The sequence below is a fragment of the Pseudomonas sp. GL_103 genome, assembly GCF_057835175.1.
Map to the genome: position 1 here is coordinate 374,395 of NZ_CM174420.1, position 17,827 is coordinate 392,221.

Here is a 17,827-nt window from a genome sequence, read left to right on the forward strand (position 1 = left end):
TCTTGCCACGGCCGACAGCGGCCGCGGCTCGTTGAACGTCAGCGCACGCGCACGTAAGTACCGGGTGCTGCCTCCATCGGTGGATAGTTCTGGTTGCCGAGGGCCATGTGGGTTTCCTTCTGCGCGCCGGAACGTTCCTGAATCCAGCTCAGCCACTGTGTCCACCAACTGCCGTCGACACGCTTGGCGTCGTAGTACCAGGCCCGTGGGTCGCTGCTCAGTTTGCCGTTCTCGACGTAGTTGGCTTTCGGGTTGCTCGGCGGGTTGAGGATGCTCTGCACATGACCGCTGTTGGACAGCACGAAGCGGCGCTCGCCACCGAGCAACAGCGTCGAGCGATACACCGCGTCCCATGGCGTGATGTGATCGTTGATGCCGGCGACGCTGAAGCTGTCGACGGTAACCTTCTGCAAGTCGATCGGTGTGCCACACACCTCCAGGCCGCCCGGGTGGGTCAGCGGGTTGTGCTTGAAGAAGTCCAGCAGGTCGCCATGCAGGGCGGCCGGCAGGCGCGTGTTGTCGTTGTTCCAGTAGAGGATGTCGAACGCCGGTGGCTCCTTGCCCAACAGGTAGTTGTTGACGAAGTAGCTCCAGATCAAATCGTTGGGGCGCATCCAGGCGAAGACCTTGGCCATGTCGCGGCCGTCCAGCACACCTTTCTGATAGGAGCGGCGTTTGGCGGCTTCCAGAGTCTGTTCGTCGGCGAACAGCGTCGCGGGGCTGTCCATCTGGCTGTCGAGCAGGCTCACCAGATAAGTCGCGCTGGACACCCTGCGCAGCTGCCGCTTGGCCTGCAAGTGACCCTGCAACGCGGCAATGGTCAGCCCGCCGGCGCAGGCGCCCATCAGGTTGACCTCGCGTGCGCCGGTGATCGCCCGGCAGACATTCATGGCTTCTTCCACGGCTTCGACGTAGGTCGAGAGCCCCCATTCGCGGTGACGCACATCCGGGTTGCGCCAACTGATAATGAAGGTTTGCAGGCCGTTTTTCAGGGCGTACTGGACGAAGCTGTTGTGGGGGCTGAGGTCGAAGATGTAGTACTTGTTGATTTGCGGCGGCACCACCAGCAGGGGCTTGGAATACTGCTTTTCGCTCATCGGCTTGTACTGGATCAACTCCAGCAGCTCGTTGCGAAACACCACGGCACCGGTGGTGGTTGCGACCGTCTTGCCGACCTCGAACGCTTGCTTGGTGACTTGCCGGGGCAGGCCATCGTTGTGCAGCAGATCGTCCACCAAATGGCTGATGCCACGCACCAGGCTGTTGCCGCCGGAATTGAAGAGCTCCTTGACCGCCAGTGGATTGAGCAGGGTGTTGGAGGGCGATACGGCGTCGTTGAGCAAGGCGAAAGCGAAGTGGGCGCGGGCGCGGTCGTCCGGGCTCATGTTGCTCTCGTCGATCCAGCTCTTGACCTGTTTCTGCCAGCTCAGATAGGCCTGGAGGCTACGGCGATAAAACGGGTTGAGGCTCCACGCCGGATCGGTGAAGCGAGCGTCTTGCGGATTGGTCGGGTGCAGGGTTTCGCCCAGCAGCACACGGCCAAGTTGACCGCCGAGTTTGAGGGCATGTCGGGCACTGTGCACCGGATTGCGCAAGCCATGGGCGGCCACACTGCGCAGGGTCGACAACAGATCCCGACCGCGCAGGCCGGTAATCGCACTCTGTGCATTGATGAACGCGGCGGGAGTCGGTAGGGAATCCCTCGCTGGTTTCTCGCGCATGAGTCAACACTCCTTCGTCTTCAGGCCAAAAACAAATACACCGAACCAGAACACCATAGACGCTGTAACGGATTGTTGCGCGGCGTGGCGTCCTGCCGACCGCTGATGCAGCGGTTTAGCTGCCCAATGGCGCCGGACGCGGATGCATCACCGCGCGCTGGCGCTCCTCCTCCAGGAATTTCATGATGATCGGAGCCACCGCTTCGGCCCGGGTAATCAGGAACAGATGCCCGTCATCGATGATGTGCAACTGGGCGTTGGGAATCCGCCAGGCCAGCAAGCGCATGTTGACCAACGGGATCAGTGGGTCATCGTCGCCGGCCAGTACCAGGGTCGGCTGGCGGATCTTGTGCAACCAGTGGATGCTGGTCCAGCCGAGGCCGGCGAACAGCTGCCAGTAGTAACCGAGCTTGCCCGCTGAACGCACCTTGGCCGCATGGCTGGCGGCCAGCGTCGGGTCGCGACGGAACGCGCCACCGTAGATCATCGGCGCAATGCGGATCACGTGGGACGGCTGGATGTAACGTCGCGGGCTGGCCATCATCCACAGCACTTTCGGTTTGCCCGGCACCATCACCGCACCCGCCGCCGTTGCGGCCAGCACGAGTTTCTTGCAGCGCTCCGGATAGTCGAAGGCGAACTGCTGGGCCAGGGCGCCACCCCAGGACACGCCGATGACGTTGACCTGCCCGTAGTCGAGGTAGTCGAGCATCCGCGCCGTGAGTTTCGCCAGGCTCGGAAAACGATAGGGCCGGTTCGGTGTCGACGAACCGCCGACGCCGGGTACGTCGAAGGCGATGACTTCCAGGTCCGGGTCCAGTGCCGCGATGAACGGGAACACCAGCTCCAGGTTGGCGCCGATGCCGTTGAAAATCAGCAGGGGCGTCAAGTGAGGCTTGCCGGGGCGTACCGCCGTGCGGAGCGTCTGGCCATCCAGATCGACGGTACGGAATATGAAGGGTTGCGGCATGCTTCTGGCCCTGTGGGTCGCTTTCTCAAATTCATCCCCAATCCCCTGTGGGAGCGAGCCTGCTCGCGAATGCGCCGGATCAGTCGACATCAATGTTGAATGATCAAACGCCATCGCGAGCAAGCTCGCTCCCACAGTGTGGGGCGAGGTGTGTCAGTTACCGCTCGTGTACATAAGTGCCCGGTGCGGCTTCACCCGCTGGATAGGCCTTGTTGCCCAATTTCAGCGGAGCTTTTTTCAGGTTACCCGAACGCTGTGCCTGCCACGCCTGCCAGTGCAGCCACCAGGAGTCGGCGTGCTTGGTCGACTCTTCCTGCCAGTCATCGGCATTGACGGGCATTTCAGTGCTGGTCATGTAGCGCGATTTCGGATTGCCCGGCGGGTTCAGAATGCTCTGGATGTGCCCGCTGCTGGACAGCACGAATTCAACGTTGCCGCCGAACAGTTGCGCCGACTTGTAGCAGGAGCGCCACGGGGTAATGTGGTCGCTGGTGCCGGCCAGCGAGAAGATGTCGGCGGTGACCTTCTTCAGGTCGATCGGCGTACCGCACACTTCCAGTGCATCGGCACGGGTCAACGGGTTATTTTTGAACATCTCGATCAGGTCGCCATGGAACGCGGCGGGCAACCGGGTGGTGTCGTTGTTCCAGAACAGAATGTCGAATACCGGAGGCTCGTTGCCCAGCAGGTAGTTGTTGACCCAGTAGTTCCAGATCAGGTCGTTGGGGCGCATCCAGGCGAAGACTTTCGCCATGTCGCGGCCTTCGAGCACACCGGCCTGGTACGACTGGCGCTTGGCGGCTTCGAGGGTTTGCTCGTCGACGAACAGGGCCACGTCGCTGTCCAGGGTGGTGTCGAGCACGCTGACCAGCAGGGTCAGGGCGTTGACCTTGTTCTCGCCGATTGCCGCGTAGTGGCCCAGCAGCGCGGTGCAGGTGATGCCGCCGGAGCAGGCTCCGAGCATGTTCACGTCTTTGCTGCCGGTGATGGCGGTGATCACATCAACCGCTTCCTTGAGCGCTTCGATGTAGGTCGACAGGCCCCACTCGCGCTGCTCCTTGGTCGGGTTGCGCCAGCTGACGATGAAGGTCTGCATGTTGTTGCGCAGGCAGAAGCGCGCCAGGCTCTTTTCCGGGCTCAGGTCGAAAACGTAGAACTTGTTGATCTGTGGCGGTACCACCAGCAGTGGGCGTTCATGCACCTGCTCGGTGGTCGGCTTGTACTGGATCAGCTCCAGCACGTCGTTGCGAAAGACCACCGCACCCTCGGTCACGCCAAGGGTCTTGCCGACCTCGAATGCACCCATGTTGACCTGGCTCGGCATGCCGCCGTTATGCACCAGGTCCTTGGCCAAGTGCGAGAGGCCATCGAGCAGGCTCTTGCCACCGGTTTCGAAGAAGCGCTTGACCGCCGCCGGGTTGGCCGCCGTGTTGGTCGGGGCGAAGGCCTCGGTCATGAGGTTGATCACGAAGTGCCCGCGGCTGACGTCCTTGGCCGGCAGGTTGCTGTCGTCGATCCAGTCGTGGAGTTCCTTGCGCCACGCCAGGTAGGTTTGCAGATAACGTTTGTAGAGCGGGTTCTGGCTCCAGGCCGGATCCGCGAAGCGACGGTCATCGCTGGTCGGCAGCAGCTCGGATTTGCCGAGCAGCACGTTTTTGAGTTCAAGGCCGAAATGAGCGACATGCTTGGCGCTGTGAATCGGTTGTTTGATGGCCTGCCTGAGCACCATTCGAGCAGAAGCCAGTAGATCCTTTCCACGCAGTCCAACGACAGGATTCAGCCCCAAGGTGTTTTCCGAGGCTTGACTCTTCAAGTCATCGTTATTCTTGTTACTCATCTACGACGCTCCATTGTCCTGAGACGAGTACCGGGTCCTGCTGTGCAGTCACACAGCCAATGCCAGGTACTACTGCTCGGGGTGACCGTTAATACTGCATCGCTGCTTTTTTAATGCAGAGAGCACTGCAGGGAACTTGCCAGTTCCATTGGTTACCCGAGTTTAATTTTTTTCGCAAGCAGGCCAATCGGCGGCCCTGGAGCGGAGCATTCAAACAGATGAAATTAGAAAATGCCCTCTAAAGAGCAAGAGGCTCGGATTAGAGCATCAGCTTGACGACGGATTCGCTCGGATCGCGGGTTTTTCCGGCGGCTTTGAGCTCGGCCAGATAATCATCCCAGAGTGCGTCATAACGTCGCCCCAGCTCGTACAGATATTCCCAGGTGAACAAGCCGCTGTCGTGGCCGTCGTCGAAGGTCAGTTTCAGTGCGTACTGACCGGCCGGTTCTACCTTGGTCAGTCCTACGTTGATCTTGCCAAATTGCAGGATGGGTTTGCCGTGGCCCTGGACCTCGGCGGAAGGAGAATGCACGCGCAGGAACTCGGCGGGCAGGGTGTATTCCTCGCCGGACGCGTATTTGAGCGACAGGGTTTTCGAGGCTTTGTGCAGCTTGATGTCGGTGGGGAGTTGGGTCATGGCGGGTCGTCCGTCTATGTGGAACGATCTGTAGGAGCTGCCGCAGGCTGCGATCTTCTAAATTCCAGATCAAAAGATCGCAGCCTGCGGCAGCTCCTACAAGTATTGCGTTCTCACAGGAGAGTAGGTGACCTACAGGATATAACGGGACAGGTCTTCGTTCTGCGCCAATTCACCCAGGTGGCTGTTGACGTAGTCGGCGTCGATCTGGATCACCTTGCCGTCATGGACGCTGGCCAGGTCGCCGGCGCTGAACGACACCTCTTCGAGCAGGCGCTCGAGCAGCGTGTGCAGACGACGGGCACCGATGTTTTCGGTTTTTTCGTTGACCTGCCAGGCGATTTCCGCGATGCGCTTGATGCCGCTCGGCTGGAACTCGATGCCCAGACCTTCGGTTTTCAGCAGGGCGCAATATTGCTCGGTGAGCGAGGCGTGAGGCTCGCTGAGGATGCGTTCGAAGTCTTCCGGGCTCAGGGCCTTGAGTTCGACACGGATCGGCAGGCGGCCTTGCAGCTCGGGCACCAGGTCGCTCGGCTTGCTCAGGTGGAACGCACCCGAAGCAATGAACAGGATGTGGTCGGTCTTGACCATGCCCAGCTTGGTGTTGACGGTGCAGCCTTCGATCAGCGGCAGCAGGTCGCGCTGCACGCCTTCGCGGGACACATCGACGCCACCGGAGTTGCCACGCTTGGCGACTTTGTCGATTTCGTCGATGAACACGATGCCGTGCTGTTCGACCGCTTCCAGGGCCTTGGCCTTCAACTCTTCATCGTTGACCAGACGGCTGGCTTCTTCGTCGCGCACCAGCTTGAGTGCTTCCTTGACCTTGAGCTTGCGGGCTTTCTTCTTGCCCTTGCCCATGTTGGCAAACAGGCTTTGCAGCTGGTTGGTCATTTCTTCCATGCCCGGCGGCGCGGAGATATCGACGCCAGCCATTTCGGCGACTTCGATTTCGATCTCCTTGTCATCCAGCTGACCTTCGCGCAGGCGCTTGCGGAACAGTTGGCGGGTGTTGGAATCGGCAGTCGGGGCGTCGTCGTTGCTGAAGCCCATGCGCGCCGGTGGCAGCAGGGCATCGAGGATGCGCTCTTCGGCGGCGTCTTCGGCGCGGTGGCGAACCTTGACGATTTCCTGTTCGCGCAGCAGCTTGATCGCGGCATCGGCCAGGTCACGAATGATCGATTCGACGTCGCGGCCGACATAGCCGACTTCGGTGAACTTGGTCGCTTCGACCTTGATGAACGGCGCATTGGCCAGTTTTGCCAGGCGACGGGCGATCTCGGTTTTACCGACACCGGTCGGGCCGATCATCAGGATGTTCTTTGGCGTTACTTCAACGCGCAGCTCTTCTGGCAGCTGCATGCGGCGCCAGCGGTTGCGCAGGGCAATGGCGACGGCGCGCTTGGCATCGTCCTGGCCGATGATATGGCGATTGAGTTCGTGGACGATTTCACGGGGAGTCATGGACATAGTATTTAGCGGACCTCAAGCAAGAATGAGCCGTGGCGCGATGGCCAACACGGGCTTACTCGGCGCAGTCCTGCTCCTCAATGGTCTGGGTGTGATTGGTGAATACGCAGATGTCGGCGGCGATGCCGAGGGCGGTTTCGACGATTTCCCGGGCCGACAGATCGGTTTTCTTCAGCAGCGCGCTGGCAGCGGCCTGGGCGTAACCGCCGCCGGAACCCATGGCGATCAGGCCTTCTTCGGGTTCAACCACATCGCCGTTGCCGGTGATGATCAGGGAGGCGTCTTTGTTGGCGACCGCGAGCATGGCTTCAAGGCGGCTCAGGGAGCGGTCGGTGCGCCATTCTTTGGCGAGTTCGACGGCGGCGCGCACCAGGTGACCCTGGTGTTTTTCAAGCTGGCCTTCGAAACGTTCGAAGAGGGTAAAGGCGTCAGCGGTAGCGCCGGCAAAACCGGCGATGACCTGGCCGTGGTACAGGCGGCGAACTTTTTTCGCGTTGCCTTTCATCACGGTATTACCAAGGGAAACCTGGCCGTCGCCGCCCATGACGACTTTGCCGTGGCGGCGAACTGAAACGATGGTGGTCAAGGGAAGAGTCTCCACGCAGCGGGGCGAAAATGCCTTATGCCCATTCATATGGGGGTGGTGGAGAGGATTTCAACTGTAGGACGGGAGAGGGGACGAGTGGTGCGAGGCGCGTAGGAGCTGCCGAAGGCTGCGATCTTTTGATCTCGCTCTTTTTATGCCGGGAAGACGAATACCGTGCGAGCCTTGAAAAGATCGCAGCCTGCGGCAGCTCCTACAGGGGTGGACACCTCTGTGGGAGCTGCTGTGGCAGTCGATCAGCGGCTCTGGCGTTGTTGTAACAACAAATTGCTGAAACCTGCACCGGCCAATTGTTTCTGCGCCGTGGTCAGTTGCTCACGGTTGCTGAACGGTCCGACCAATACCCGATACCAGGTTTCGTCCTTCACCGTACCGGACTCGACCGCCACAGCCTGACCCAGCAGAATGATCTGCGCCCGTACCTTGTCCGCATCGGCCTCTTTGCGGAACGAGCCAGCCTGCAGAAAAAACTTCGTCACAGGCGCAGCCTTGACCGGTGGCGCAGGAGGTGGAGTAATCCCGGCCAAGGCAGCCTGGGCGCGCGCGGTGTCGATCTTCGCCGCTTCGGCCGGGGTGACCGGCGTGGTCGGGATGGCCGGGACTTGCGGCGTCGGCAGGGTTTTCTCCGGCACGGCATCCGGCGGCACGATGACTTCCGATTCCGGCAGCAAGGTGTAGAAGTCGTACTTCGGCTTCACCGGTTGCGTCGGACTCGGCGGGGTCTTGTTGGCCTCGGCGATCTTGCTGGCTTTCTGCTGTTGCTCGACTTTCTCACGCTTGACCGTGTCGCTGCCCTTGCCCGGTTCCAGCTTCATCAGGAATACGATGAAAGCGCCGACCGTCAGGCCGATGGCCATCCACAGCCAACCCGGGATCGGTTGCTTTGCAGGAGCTTGGTAACGGCTGGCGCCACGCTTGGGTGCAGGTTTTTTCTTGGCAGCCAACTTACATACGCTCCAGAGTTTCCAGGCCCAAGAGTTCCAGGCCTTGCTTGAGAGTGCGTCCGGTCAGCGCGGCGAGGCGCAGGCGGCTCTGCATTTGTGCCGGGGTATCGGCGGCGAGGATCGGGCAGTTCTCGTAGAAGCTGGAGAACAGGCCGGCGACGTCGTACAGGTAAGTGCAGAGGATGTGCGGGGTGCCTTTTTCGGACACGTTGTTCAGGATCTCGCCAAACTGCGCGAGCTTCGCCGCCAGTTCGTGTTCGTGCGCCGCTTCGAGGACGATCTGGCCGTCGACTTCGCTGAAGTCCTTGCCGAGCTTGCGGAACACACCGGCTACGCGGGTGTAGGCGTACAGCAGGTACGGCGCGGTGTTGCCTTCGAAGTTGAGCATCAGGTCGAAGTTGAAGCTGTAGTCACTGGTGCGGTGCTTGGACAGGTCGGCGTATTTCACTGCGCCGATGCCCACCACCTTGGCGATGTTGCGCAGCTCAGTCTCGGCCAGTTCAGGGTTCTTGTCCTTGACCAGGGTGTAGGCGCGCTCCTGGGCTTCGGTCAGCAGGTCGATCAGCTTCACGGTGCCGCCATCACGGGTCTTGAACGGACGGCCGTCTGCGCCGTTCATGGTGCCGAAGCCCATGTGTTCCATTTCCATCGGATGGGTCACGAAACCGGCCTTGCGCGCCACGGCGAACACTTGCTGGAAGTGCAGGGCCTGGCGCTGGTCGACGAAGTACAGCGCGCGATCGGCCTTGAGCTTGCCGCTGCGGTAGCGCACGGCCGCCAGGTCGGTGGTGGCGTAGAGGTAGCCGCCGTCAGCCTTGACGATGATCACCGGCAGCGGGTCGCCGTCGGCGTTCTTGAACTCGTCGAGGAACACGCACTGGGCGCCGTTGCTCTCGACCAGCATGCCTGCGGCCTTCAAGTCGTTGACCACGTTGATCAGGTCGTCGTTGTAGGCGCTTTCGCCCATCACGTCGGCCATGGTCAGTTTGACGTTCAATTCTTCATAGATTGCTTGGCAGTGGGACAGGGAAATGTCCCGGAAGCTTTGCCAAACGTCTCTGCAGTTTCGGTCACCTGCTTGTAGATCTACGACCAATTGCCGCGCGTGATTCGCAAAAGCTGGATCTTCGTCGAAGCGTTTCTTGGCTGCGCGATAGAACTCTTCCAAATCCGCCAAGTTTCCGCTTCTGTCGAATTTTTTTTGTTCCATCAGATGAGCCATCAGCATGCCGAACTGGGTGCCCCAGTCGCCGACGTGGTTCTGACGGATCACGGTGTCGCCGAGGAATTCCAGCACACGGGCCACGCCGTCGCCGATGATGGTCGAGCGCAGGTGGCCGACGTGCATCTCCTTGGCCAGGTTCGGCGCCGACAGGTCGACCACGGTGCGCTGCACCGGGCCGGCCTTGCGCACGCCGATGTGGGTGTCGGCCAGGGCGGCGTCCAGGCGCGAGGCCAGGGCGTCGGTGTTCTGGAAGAAGTTCAGGAAGCCTGGGCCTGCGATTTCGGTCTTGGCGACATTTTCGTCAGTCGGCAGCGCGGCGATGATTTTTTCCGCCAGGTCGCGGGGCTTCATGCCGGCCGGCTTGGCCAGCATCATGGCGATGTTGCTGGCGAAATCGCCGTTCTTCTTGTCGCGGGAGTTTTCCACCTGGATCGCCGGCGACAGGCCTTCAGGCAACACACCTTCGTTGACGAGTTGGGTGATGGCTTGTTGGATCAGCTGGCGAATGGTGTCTTTCATGGTCTTCTCTTTCGACCGCAGGCGCGGCGGCGCATCATGCGCTGGTGGAAAAACTGGGCATTATCCGTTGCGAAGACGGGCTTGCCAACCATAGCAGGCAGGATATGGATGTGTGGTGACAAAAGAGGCAAAGATCGCAGGGTAGGAGCTGCCGAAGGCTGCGATCTTTTGATCTTGACCGTCTTAATACAAATCCACCGGATCAACATCCAGCGACCAACGCACCGCCCGCCCGCTCGGCATCTGCTCCAGCACCAGCAACCAGCTGGCCAGCAATCGATGCAAGGGTGCCCGCGCTGTGGCCTGTACCAACAGTTGCGCACGATAACGCCCGGCCCGGCGCTCCATCGGTGCCGGGACGGGTCCCAATAACTCGATCCCCGTCAGATTCTGCTCGGCCAGCAAACGCTCCGCTTCGCTGCAAGCCTCATCCAGGAAGCCCTCGGCCTGACCCGGTTTGTGCGCCTCGGCCCGCAGCAGCGCCAGGTGCGCAAACGGCGGCAAGCCGGCCGCACGGCGTTCACTCAAGGCTTGTTCGGCGAAGGCGAAATAGCCTTGCTCGGTCAATTGCACCAGCAGCGGGTGGTCGGCCAGGTGCGTCTGGATAATCACCTTGCCTGGCTCCTCGGCGCGACCTGCGCGGCCGGCGACCTGCACGATCAGTTGAGCCATGCGCTCGCTGGCGCGGAAGTCGCCGGAGAACAGGCCGCCGTCGGCGTCGAGGATCGACACCAGTGTCACCCGTGGAAAATGGTGACCTTTGGCAAGCATCTGCGTGCCGATCAGGATGCACGGCTGGCCTTTTTGAATGGTCGCGAACAACTGGTTCATCGCATCCTTGCGCGATGTGCTGTCGCGGTCGACCCGCAGCACCGGATAGTCCGGGAACAGAATCGCCAGGCGCTCCTCGGCCCGCTCGGTGCCGGCGCCAACGGGGCGCAGATCGACCTTGTTGCACTTCGGGCACTGGCGCGGCACGCGTTCGACGTAGCCGCAATGGTGGCAGCGCAGCTCGCCATGACGCTGATGCACGGTCATGCGCGCGTCACAGCGCTGGCACTCGGACATCCAGCCACAGTCATGGCACAGCAGGGTCGGGGCGAAGCCGCGGCGGTTGAGGAACACCAGTACCTGCTGCCCGGCGGCCAGGGTCTGGCCGATGGCTTGTTGCATCGGCCCGGAAATGCCGCTGTCCAGCGGACGGCTTTTAACATCCAGACGCAGGAAACGCGGCTGTTTGGCACCGCCAGCGCGCTCGTTCAAGCGCAGCAGCCCGTAGCGGCCGGTGTAGGCGTTGTGCAGGCTTTCCAGTGAGGGGGTGGCGGAGCCAAGGACAATCGGGATGTTTTCCTGTCGCGCCCGTACCAATGCCAGGTCACGGGCGTGGTAGCGCAAACCTTCCTGCTGTTTATAGGAACCGTCGTGCTCTTCGTCGATGATGATCAGGCCGGGGTTCTTCATCGGTGTGAACAGGGCCGAGCGGGTGCCGATAATGATATCGGCCTCACCATCCCGGGCGGCCAGCCAGGCCTCGAGGCGTTCGCGGTCATTGACCGCAGAATGGATCAGCGCGATACGGGCATTGAAACGCTGTTCGAAGCGCGCCAGGGTCTGCGGGCCGAGGTTGATTTCCGGGATCAGCACCAGCGCCTGTTTGCCGGCTTCGAGGGTTTCGCGGATCAACTGCAGATAGACTTCGGTCTTGCCGCTGCCGGTGACGCCGGCCAGCAGGAACGCGTGATAACTGTCGAAGCCGGCGCGAATCGCCTCATAGGCGGCGCGCTGCTCCGGGTTCAGCGGGAGTTCCGGTTGCGCCAGCCAGTGCTCGTGGCGTGCACCCGGGGCGTGCCGGCGGATCTCGACCTGCACCAGATCCTTGGCCAGCAGCAAATCCAGGCTGTCCTTGCTCAGCATCAGTTTGCTCAGCAATTGATGGGCGACGCCGTGGGGATGCTGGGCCAGCGTGGCCAGGGCTTCGCGCTGGCGCGGGGCGCGGGCGATGCGCGGATCATCGAGGCTGGCCCCCGGCGCGGCGGACCAGAAACGCTCCTGGCGAGCTTCGGCCAGCTCGCCCTGGCGCAGCAAAACCGGCAGCGCCCAGCTCAAGGTGTCGCCGAGACTGTGCTGGTAATACTGGGACGTCCACAGGCACAGCTTGAACAGCGCGGGCGGTAGCGGTGGCGTAGCGTCAAGCAGGGCCAGGGCCGGCTTGAGCTTCTCGACCGGCACTTCGCTGGTGTCGGTGACTTCCACCAGAATGCCGATCATCTCGCGTCGACCGAACGGCACCCGCAGGCGCATGCCAGGGTGCAGATGGGCGCGCAGGACGCCGGCCGGTGCGCGGTAGTCGAACAGGCGGCGCAGCGGCGAAGGCAGGGCGAGGCGCAATATGGCGTCGGGCACGCGGGGGGATCTCGATCAGCGGAAGATAAAAGCGGGGTTGCATGTCCCCCTGTGGGTGCGTATTGGGCCGGGAGCCTAGCAGACGGTCGGTCTCAGCGACAGCTTGCGTGAATGGGATTGTCTGGTAGAATCCGCGGCCTAATTACGTGCGGTATTCAACAATAGTGTTGGGTGGCGGCACGCTAGCCTGAGGAAGACACCATGAAAGCTGATATCCATCCAGAATACCCAGCAGTTGCTGTTACCTGCAGCTGCGGCAACAAGTTCGAAACCCGTTCGACCTTCGGCAAAGCCCTGGCGATCGACGTTTGCAACGAATGCCACCCGTTCTACACCGGTAAGCAGAAGACTCTGGACACTGGCGGCCGCGTTCAGCGCTTCGCCGACCGTTTCGGTGCTTTCGGCGCGAAAAAGGCCTAAGGCCAATCAACTTGGGAAGCCGTTCCGGTTTTTCCATGCTGATGAAAAAGGCGTCCCTCGCGGGCGCCTTTTTTATGTCCGCGATTTGGCTATCCGGCGCCCAGGCGTTTTGCCCGGCACCCAGCGGCCTGGCACCCGTCGCGGTGCAGCGGGTGGTGGACGGCGACACCCTGCGCCTGAGCGATGGCCGCAGCGTGCGCATGATCGGCTTGAACACGCCGGAACTGGGAAAGAATGGCCGTTCCGACGAACCGTTCGCCGTGGTCGCACGCAAGCGACTCGAAGCCCTGGTGGCGGCGAGCGATGGGCAGGTTGGTTTGCTGCCCGGCAAAGAAAGCAAAGACCATTACGGTCGCACCCTGGCCCATGTTTACGGTGCCGATGGCGCCAACCTTGAAGCGCAAATGCTCGCCGAAGGCCTGGGGTTTCAGGTGGCGGTGGCACCGAATGTCGATCTTGTCGCCTGTCAGCAAGCCGCAGAAAACAGCGCTCGGCAGGCCGGGCTCGGTGTGTGGCGCCAGTCGCCTGTACTGAAGGCGGAGCAGATCAGCACTTCCGGCTTTGCTGTGCTCAGCGGTCGTGTGAGCAAGGTTCAACGCAATCGCGGCGGGGTTTGGATCGAATTGCAGGATTCGGTTGTATTGCGCGTTGCACCCAATCTGCTGGGGCAGTTTGATGCGGAATCACTGGAAAGGCTCGAAGGCAAGCAGATCGAGGCGCGCGGCTGGGTCCTGGATCGTTCGCGACGTGGCGGACTGAAAGAAGGGCAGGCACGCTGGATGTTGCCCTTGACCGACCCGGCGATGCTTCAAACGGCACAGTGATAAAAAATTGTAGACATTTTTTCTGCAGATTGTGAACAGTCTATCCCTTGTGTTCCGTGGCTCTTGGCCCAAAGTCGTAGGGCCGGGCGCTTGACAGGGGTGACCGGTCAGTCTTGTGGGGACTTTGCGAGGCGCGTATCCTCGCTGACCAGTCTGTCCAACAGTAAAAGCGGAATGCCAAAATGTCTGATCTGAAAACTGCCGCTCTCGAATATCACGCCAATCCTCGTCCAGGGAAGCTGAGTGTCGAGCTCACCAAGGCCACTGCTACCGCTCGCGACCTGTCGCTGGCGTACAGCCCGGGCGTAGCCGAACCAGTACGCGAGATCGCCCGCGATCCTGAACTGGCCTACAAGTACACCGGCAAAGGCAACCTGGTTGCAGTCATTTCCGATGGCACCGCGATTCTCGGCCTGGGTAACCTCGGCCCATTGGCTTCCAAGCCAGTGATGGAAGGTAAAGGCGTACTGTTCAAGCGCTTCGCCGGCATCGACGTTTTCGACATCGAAGTCGACTCCGAAAGCCCGCAAGCCTTCATCGACACCGTCAAGCGCATCTCCATCACCTTCGGTGGCATCAACCTGGAAGACATCAAGGCACCAGAGTGCTTTGAAATCGAACGCGCTCTGATCGAGCAGTGCGATATTCCGGTATTCCACGATGACCAGCACGGCACCGCTATCGTGACCGCCGCCGGCATGATCAACGCCCTGGAAATCGCTGGCAAAACCCTGCCGGAAGCCAAGATCGTCTGCCTGGGTGCCGGCGCTGCCGCTATCTCCTGCATGAAGTTGCTGGTGAGCATGGGCGCCAACATCGAAAACATCTACATGGTCGACCGTACCGGCGTGATCCACTCCGGCCGTGACGACTTGAATCAGTACAAGGCTGTGTTCGCTCACGCGACCGACAAGCGCACTCTGGCTGACGCCCTGCAAGGCGCTGACGTGTTCGTTGGCCTGTCCGGCCCGAACCTGCTGAGCGCTGAAGGCCTGCTGTCGATGGCGCCTAACCCGATCGTGTTCGCCTGCTCGAACCCTGATCCGGAAATCTCCCCGGAGCTGGCGCACGCTACCCGTAGCGACGTGATCATGGCCACCGGTCGTTCCGACTACCCGAACCAGGTCAACAACGTACTGGGCTTCCCGTTCATCTTCCGTGGTGCCCTGGACGTTCGCGCCAAGCGCATCAACGAAGAGATGAAAGTGGCTGCGGCCAACGCCCTGCGTGAACTGGCCAAACTGCCTGTTCCACAGGACGTGTGCGATGCTTACGGCGGTGCTCCGCTGGCGTTCGGTCGTGAGTACATCATTCCGAAGCCAATGGACAAACGCCTGATCACCCTGATCTCCGACGCTGTGGCCAAGGCCGCGATCGAGACCGGCGTGGCAACCCTGCCGTATCCGAAGAACTACCCGCTCAAAAGCGTGGATGACGTGTTCAACGGCTAAGCCGTTGTAGCGCTTCAACGAAAAGCCCCGGCTTGTGAGAGTCGGGGCTTTTTTGTGCCTGACAGTTTTGCGTCGCCTGTGAGGGCCTCTTCGCGAGCAAGCTCGCTCCCACAGTGGGCGATGGTGTTCATCGAATTTATGTACGCCGCTGATCCCTGTGGGAGCGGGCTTGCTCGCGAAGAGGTCGGTTCAGACAACATCAAAACCGGCAGGCAAAAAAAGCCCCGCACTTCTTTCGAAGGCGGGGGCTTTTCAGTATTGCGGCAATCAGAACAAATCGATCGGCGCCGCTTCATCCGCCGGCAGCGGGCTGCCAGGTGCCAGGCCGTTGCCCAGTTCGTTCCCCGACGGTGGCGTATCTTCGACCTTGAACAGCTCGAAGTAGGCCCCAGGCGTGCCCGGGCTGGCCGCGCGGCCGCTGATCGGATCGACTCGCAGGCTGAGGATGCCTTCCGGCTCCGATTGCGTATGCGGCGGTTTGCCTTTGAGCGCGGCGCCCATGTAGTTCATCCAGATCGGCAGCGCGACGGTGCCGCCGAATTCCTTGCGACCCAGGCTTTCCGGTTGATCGAAACCGGTCCACACGGTCGTCACGTAATCGGCGTTGTAGCCGGAGAACCAGGCGTCCTTGGATTCGTTGGTCGTACCGGTCTTGCCGGCAATGTCAGGGCGACCCAGGGCCAGCGCGCGACGACCGGTGCCGAGCTTGATCACGTCCTCAAGCATGCTGTTGAGGATGTACGTGGTGCGCCCGTCAACGATGCGTTCGGCCACGGCGGGTGCTTGTGGCGTAGGCGTAGTGCCCGGGGCTTCGCCCGGCGTTGCGTTGACCGTGAAGGCTTGAGGGGCGCTTGGCGCGGCAATGCCATCGCTGGCGGCGCCGCCCTGAGGCACGCTCGGCGGGTTGGCGACGAACAGCGTGTCGCCGTTGCGGCTTTCGATCTTGTCGATGATGAACGGGGTGATCTTGTAGCCGCCGTTGGCGAAGGTGCTCCAGCCGGTGGCGATTTCCATTGGCGTCAGGGTCGCGGTGCCCAGCGCCAGGGACAGGTTGGGTGGCAGGTCCTGTTTGTTGAAGCCGAAGCGCGTGATGTAGTCGATGGTCTTGCCGACGCCCATCGCTTGCAGCAAGCGGATCGACACCAGGTTGCGCGACTTGTACAGCGCTTCACGCAGGCGAATCGGGCCGAGGAAGGTGTTGGTGTCGTTCTTCGGACGCCAGACCTTGTCCAGGTACTCGTCGACGAACACGATCGGGGCGTCGTTCACCAGGCTGGAGGCGGTGTAGCCGCTATCCAGTGCGGCGGCGTAGACGAACGGCTTGAAGCTCGAGCCCGGCTGGCGCTTGGCCTGCAATGCGCGGTTGTAGTTGCTCTGCTCGAAGGCGAAACCGCCGACGAGCGAGCGAATGGCGCCGTTCTGTGGGTCCAGGGACACCAGCGCGCCCTGGGCCTGCGGGATCTGGCTGAACTTCAGCGAATTGTCCGGCTGACGCTGCACGCGAATCAGGTCGCCGACCTGGGCCACGTCCGAGGGTTGTTTCGGGTTGGCGCCCATGCTGTTGGTGTTCAGGAACGGCCGGGCCCACTTCATGGTGTCCCAGTTCACGTGTTCCTGGCCGGTGCGGGTCAGCACTTGCAGGCCGCTCTTGTCGACCAGGGTCACGATGGCCGGTTCCAGGCCGCTGATGGTGCGTTGTTTGGTCAGCTCGGTTGCCCAGGCTTCGCGAGTCTTGCCCGGCAGCCGCGACTCTGGCCCGCGATAGCCGTGGCGCTGATCGTAGGTCATCAGGCCATCGTGGACCGCAGTGTTGGCCATTTCCTGAAGGTCGCTCGGCACCGTGGTGGTGACGCGGAAGCCTTCGGTATACGCGTCGCTGCCATAACGCCCGACCATTTCGGCACGGGCCATTTCGGCGATGTACGGGGCGTTCACTTCCGGGGTCGGCACGTGATAGCTGGCGTTCAGCGGCTCGTTGACCGCAGCGGTGTAGTCGGCCTCGCTGATTTTTCCGAGCTTGTACATACGCCCCAGGATCCAGTCGCGACGCTCCTTGCTGCGCGCCGGGTTGGCCAGCGGGTTGAAGCGCGACGGCGCCTTGGGCAGGCCGGCGATCATCGCCATCTGCGCCAGGCTGACATCGCGGATCGACTTGCCGTAGTAGACCTGCGCCGCCGCCTCGATGCCGTAGGCGCGGTTACCCAGATAGATCTTGTTGACGTACAGCTCGAGGATCTCGTCCTTGGTCAACTGCTGTTCGATCTGCAGGGCCAGGAGGATTTCGGTGGTCTTGCGCGAAAAGCTGCGTTCGCTGGTCAGGAAAAAGTTCTTCGCCACCTGCATGGTGATCGTGCTGCCGCCGGACTGGATGTGTCCGCTTTTGATCAGCTGGGTCGCGGCACGCATCAGGCTGCTCGGATCGACGCCATAGTGGTTGGCGAAATTGTCGTCTTCAGCACTTAGTAACGCATTGATGAAATTGGGGGGAATGTCGGCGAAACGGATCGGTGTACGGCGCATTTCGCCAAATTCTGCGATCAACTTGCTGTCGCTGCTGTAGACCCGCAAAGGGATCTGCAACTGGATGCTTCTCAGCGCCTCCACGGACGGAAGTCCGGGACTAAGGTAGAGGTACGCCCCGCTCAGACCCAGAAGGAGTCCGCAGAAAACCGCGACGATGGACCAACCGAAAAACTTCAGCAGACGAATCAAGGCTTTTGGATATCCAGGGTAAAAAATGAATTGGGCAACAGGTTCAGGCTATATGAGAACGACCCGCGCTTGAGCAAATGCGGAAAAAAA

At 61.4% G+C, this 17,827-nt stretch carries 13 protein-coding genes; 3 read left to right on the forward strand and 10 right to left on the reverse strand.

Annotation, left to right across the window (positions count from 1 at the left end; genetic code table 11):
* Positions 1 to 38 precede the first annotated feature (38 nt).
* The 9 genes from phaC (AC3IP0_RS01760) to AC3IP0_RS01800 form a co-directional block, all read right to left on the reverse strand.
* The gene (phaC, locus tag AC3IP0_RS01760; protein WP_489318013.1) at positions 39 to 1,721 is read right to left on the reverse strand and encodes a class II poly(R)-hydroxyalkanoic acid synthase; all 1,683 of its coding nucleotides are present in this window, start codon (positions 1,719 to 1,721) and stop codon (positions 39 to 41) included.
* A gap of 115 nt (positions 1,722 to 1,836) precedes the next feature.
* Positions 1,837 to 2,691 (reverse strand): poly(3-hydroxyalkanoate) depolymerase, encoded by an 855-nt coding sequence (gene phaZ / locus AC3IP0_RS01765; RefSeq protein WP_150726566.1) that lies wholly within the window; start codon positions 2,689 to 2,691, stop codon positions 1,837 to 1,839.
* A gap of 157 nt (positions 2,692 to 2,848) precedes the next feature.
* A complete protein-coding gene (gene phaC, locus AC3IP0_RS01770; RefSeq protein ID WP_489318014.1) occupies positions 2,849 to 4,528 on the reverse strand; it encodes a class II poly(R)-hydroxyalkanoic acid synthase in 1,680 nt (559 codons plus the stop codon).
* 259 nt (positions 4,529 to 4,787) lie between these two features.
* Positions 4,788 to 5,165 (reverse strand): gamma-butyrobetaine hydroxylase family protein, encoded by a 378-nt coding sequence (locus AC3IP0_RS01775; RefSeq protein WP_489318015.1) that lies wholly within the window; start codon positions 5,163 to 5,165, stop codon positions 4,788 to 4,790.
* A gap of 132 nt (positions 5,166 to 5,297) precedes the next feature.
* Complete coding sequence (hslU, locus tag AC3IP0_RS01780; RefSeq protein WP_008047842.1) at positions 5,298 to 6,635, reverse strand: ATP-dependent protease ATPase subunit HslU; 1,338 nt, start codon at positions 6,633 to 6,635, stop codon at positions 5,298 to 5,300.
* A 55-nt stretch (positions 6,636 to 6,690) separates the two neighbouring features.
* Positions 6,691 to 7,221 carry an ATP-dependent protease subunit HslV gene (gene hslV, locus AC3IP0_RS01785; RefSeq protein WP_046031180.1) on the reverse strand — a complete coding sequence of 177 codons (531 nt, stop codon included), beginning with the start codon at positions 7,219 to 7,221 and terminating at the stop codon, positions 6,691 to 6,693.
* Positions 7,222 to 7,475: 254 nt separating this feature from the next.
* Positions 7,476 to 8,183 (reverse strand): SPOR domain-containing protein, encoded by a 708-nt coding sequence (locus tag AC3IP0_RS01790; RefSeq protein ID WP_489318016.1) that lies wholly within the window; start codon positions 8,181 to 8,183, stop codon positions 7,476 to 7,478.
* Between the two features lies 1 nt (position 8,184).
* Positions 8,185 to 9,927, reverse strand: a complete 1,743-nt coding sequence (gene argS / locus AC3IP0_RS01795) for an arginine--tRNA ligase (RefSeq protein WP_489318017.1) — start codon at positions 9,925 to 9,927, stop codon at positions 8,185 to 8,187.
* A 183-nt stretch (positions 9,928 to 10,110) separates the two neighbouring features.
* Positions 10,111 to 12,330, reverse strand: a complete 2,220-nt coding sequence (locus AC3IP0_RS01800) for a primosomal protein N' (RefSeq protein ID WP_489318018.1) — start codon at positions 12,328 to 12,330, stop codon at positions 10,111 to 10,113.
* A 201-nt stretch (positions 12,331 to 12,531) separates the two neighbouring features.
* Between AC3IP0_RS01800 and rpmE the strand changes: the two genes are divergently transcribed.
* The 3 genes from rpmE (at position 12,532) to AC3IP0_RS01815 (ending at position 15,025) form a co-directional block, all read left to right on the forward strand.
* Positions 12,532 to 12,750, forward strand: a complete 219-nt coding sequence (rpmE, locus tag AC3IP0_RS01805; protein ID WP_008047849.1) for a 50S ribosomal protein L31 — start codon at positions 12,532 to 12,534, stop codon at positions 12,748 to 12,750.
* Between the two features lie 35 nt (positions 12,751 to 12,785).
* Complete coding sequence (locus tag AC3IP0_RS01810) at positions 12,786 to 13,574, forward strand: thermonuclease family protein (RefSeq protein WP_489318019.1); 789 nt, start codon at positions 12,786 to 12,788, stop codon at positions 13,572 to 13,574.
* A gap of 182 nt (positions 13,575 to 13,756) precedes the next feature.
* Positions 13,757 to 15,025 carry a malic enzyme-like NAD(P)-binding protein gene (locus AC3IP0_RS01815; RefSeq protein ID WP_489318020.1) on the forward strand — a complete coding sequence of 423 codons (1,269 nt, stop codon included), beginning with the start codon at positions 13,757 to 13,759 and terminating at the stop codon, positions 15,023 to 15,025.
* A 267-nt stretch (positions 15,026 to 15,292) separates the two neighbouring features.
* On the opposite strand, the gene AC3IP0_RS01820 is transcribed toward AC3IP0_RS01815, so the two are convergent.
* Positions 15,293 to 17,734, reverse strand: a complete 2,442-nt coding sequence (locus tag AC3IP0_RS01820) for a penicillin-binding protein 1A (protein ID WP_489319709.1) — start codon at positions 17,732 to 17,734, stop codon at positions 15,293 to 15,295.
* Positions 17,735 to 17,827 lie beyond the last annotated feature (93 nt).

Coding starts and splice junctions, on each gene's coding strand:
- phaC (WP_489318013.1), bottom strand. CDS start 1,721: ATGCGCGAGAAACCAGCGAGGGATTCCCTACCGACTCCCGCCGCGTTC.
- phaZ (WP_150726566.1), bottom strand. CDS start 2,691: ATGCCGCAACCCTTCATATTCCGTACCGTCGATCTGGATGGCCAGACG.
- phaC (WP_489318014.1), bottom strand. CDS start 4,528: ATGAGTAACAAGAATAACGATGACTTGAAGAGTCAAGCCTCGGAAAAC.
- AC3IP0_RS01775 (WP_489318015.1), bottom strand. CDS start 5,165: ATGACCCAACTCCCCACCGACATCAAGCTGCACAAAGCCTCGAAAACC.
- hslU (WP_008047842.1), bottom strand. CDS start 6,635: ATGTCCATGACTCCCCGTGAAATCGTCCACGAACTCAATCGCCATATC.
- argS (WP_489318017.1), bottom strand. CDS start 9,927: ATGAAAGACACCATTCGCCAGCTGATCCAACAAGCCATCACCCAACTC.
- rpmE (WP_008047849.1), top strand. CDS start 12,532: ATGAAAGCTGATATCCATCCAGAATACCCAGCAGTTGCTGTTACCTGC.
- AC3IP0_RS01810 (WP_489318019.1), top strand. CDS start 12,786: ATGCTGATGAAAAAGGCGTCCCTCGCGGGCGCCTTTTTTATGTCCGCG.
- AC3IP0_RS01815 (WP_489318020.1), top strand. CDS start 13,757: ATGTCTGATCTGAAAACTGCCGCTCTCGAATATCACGCCAATCCTCGT.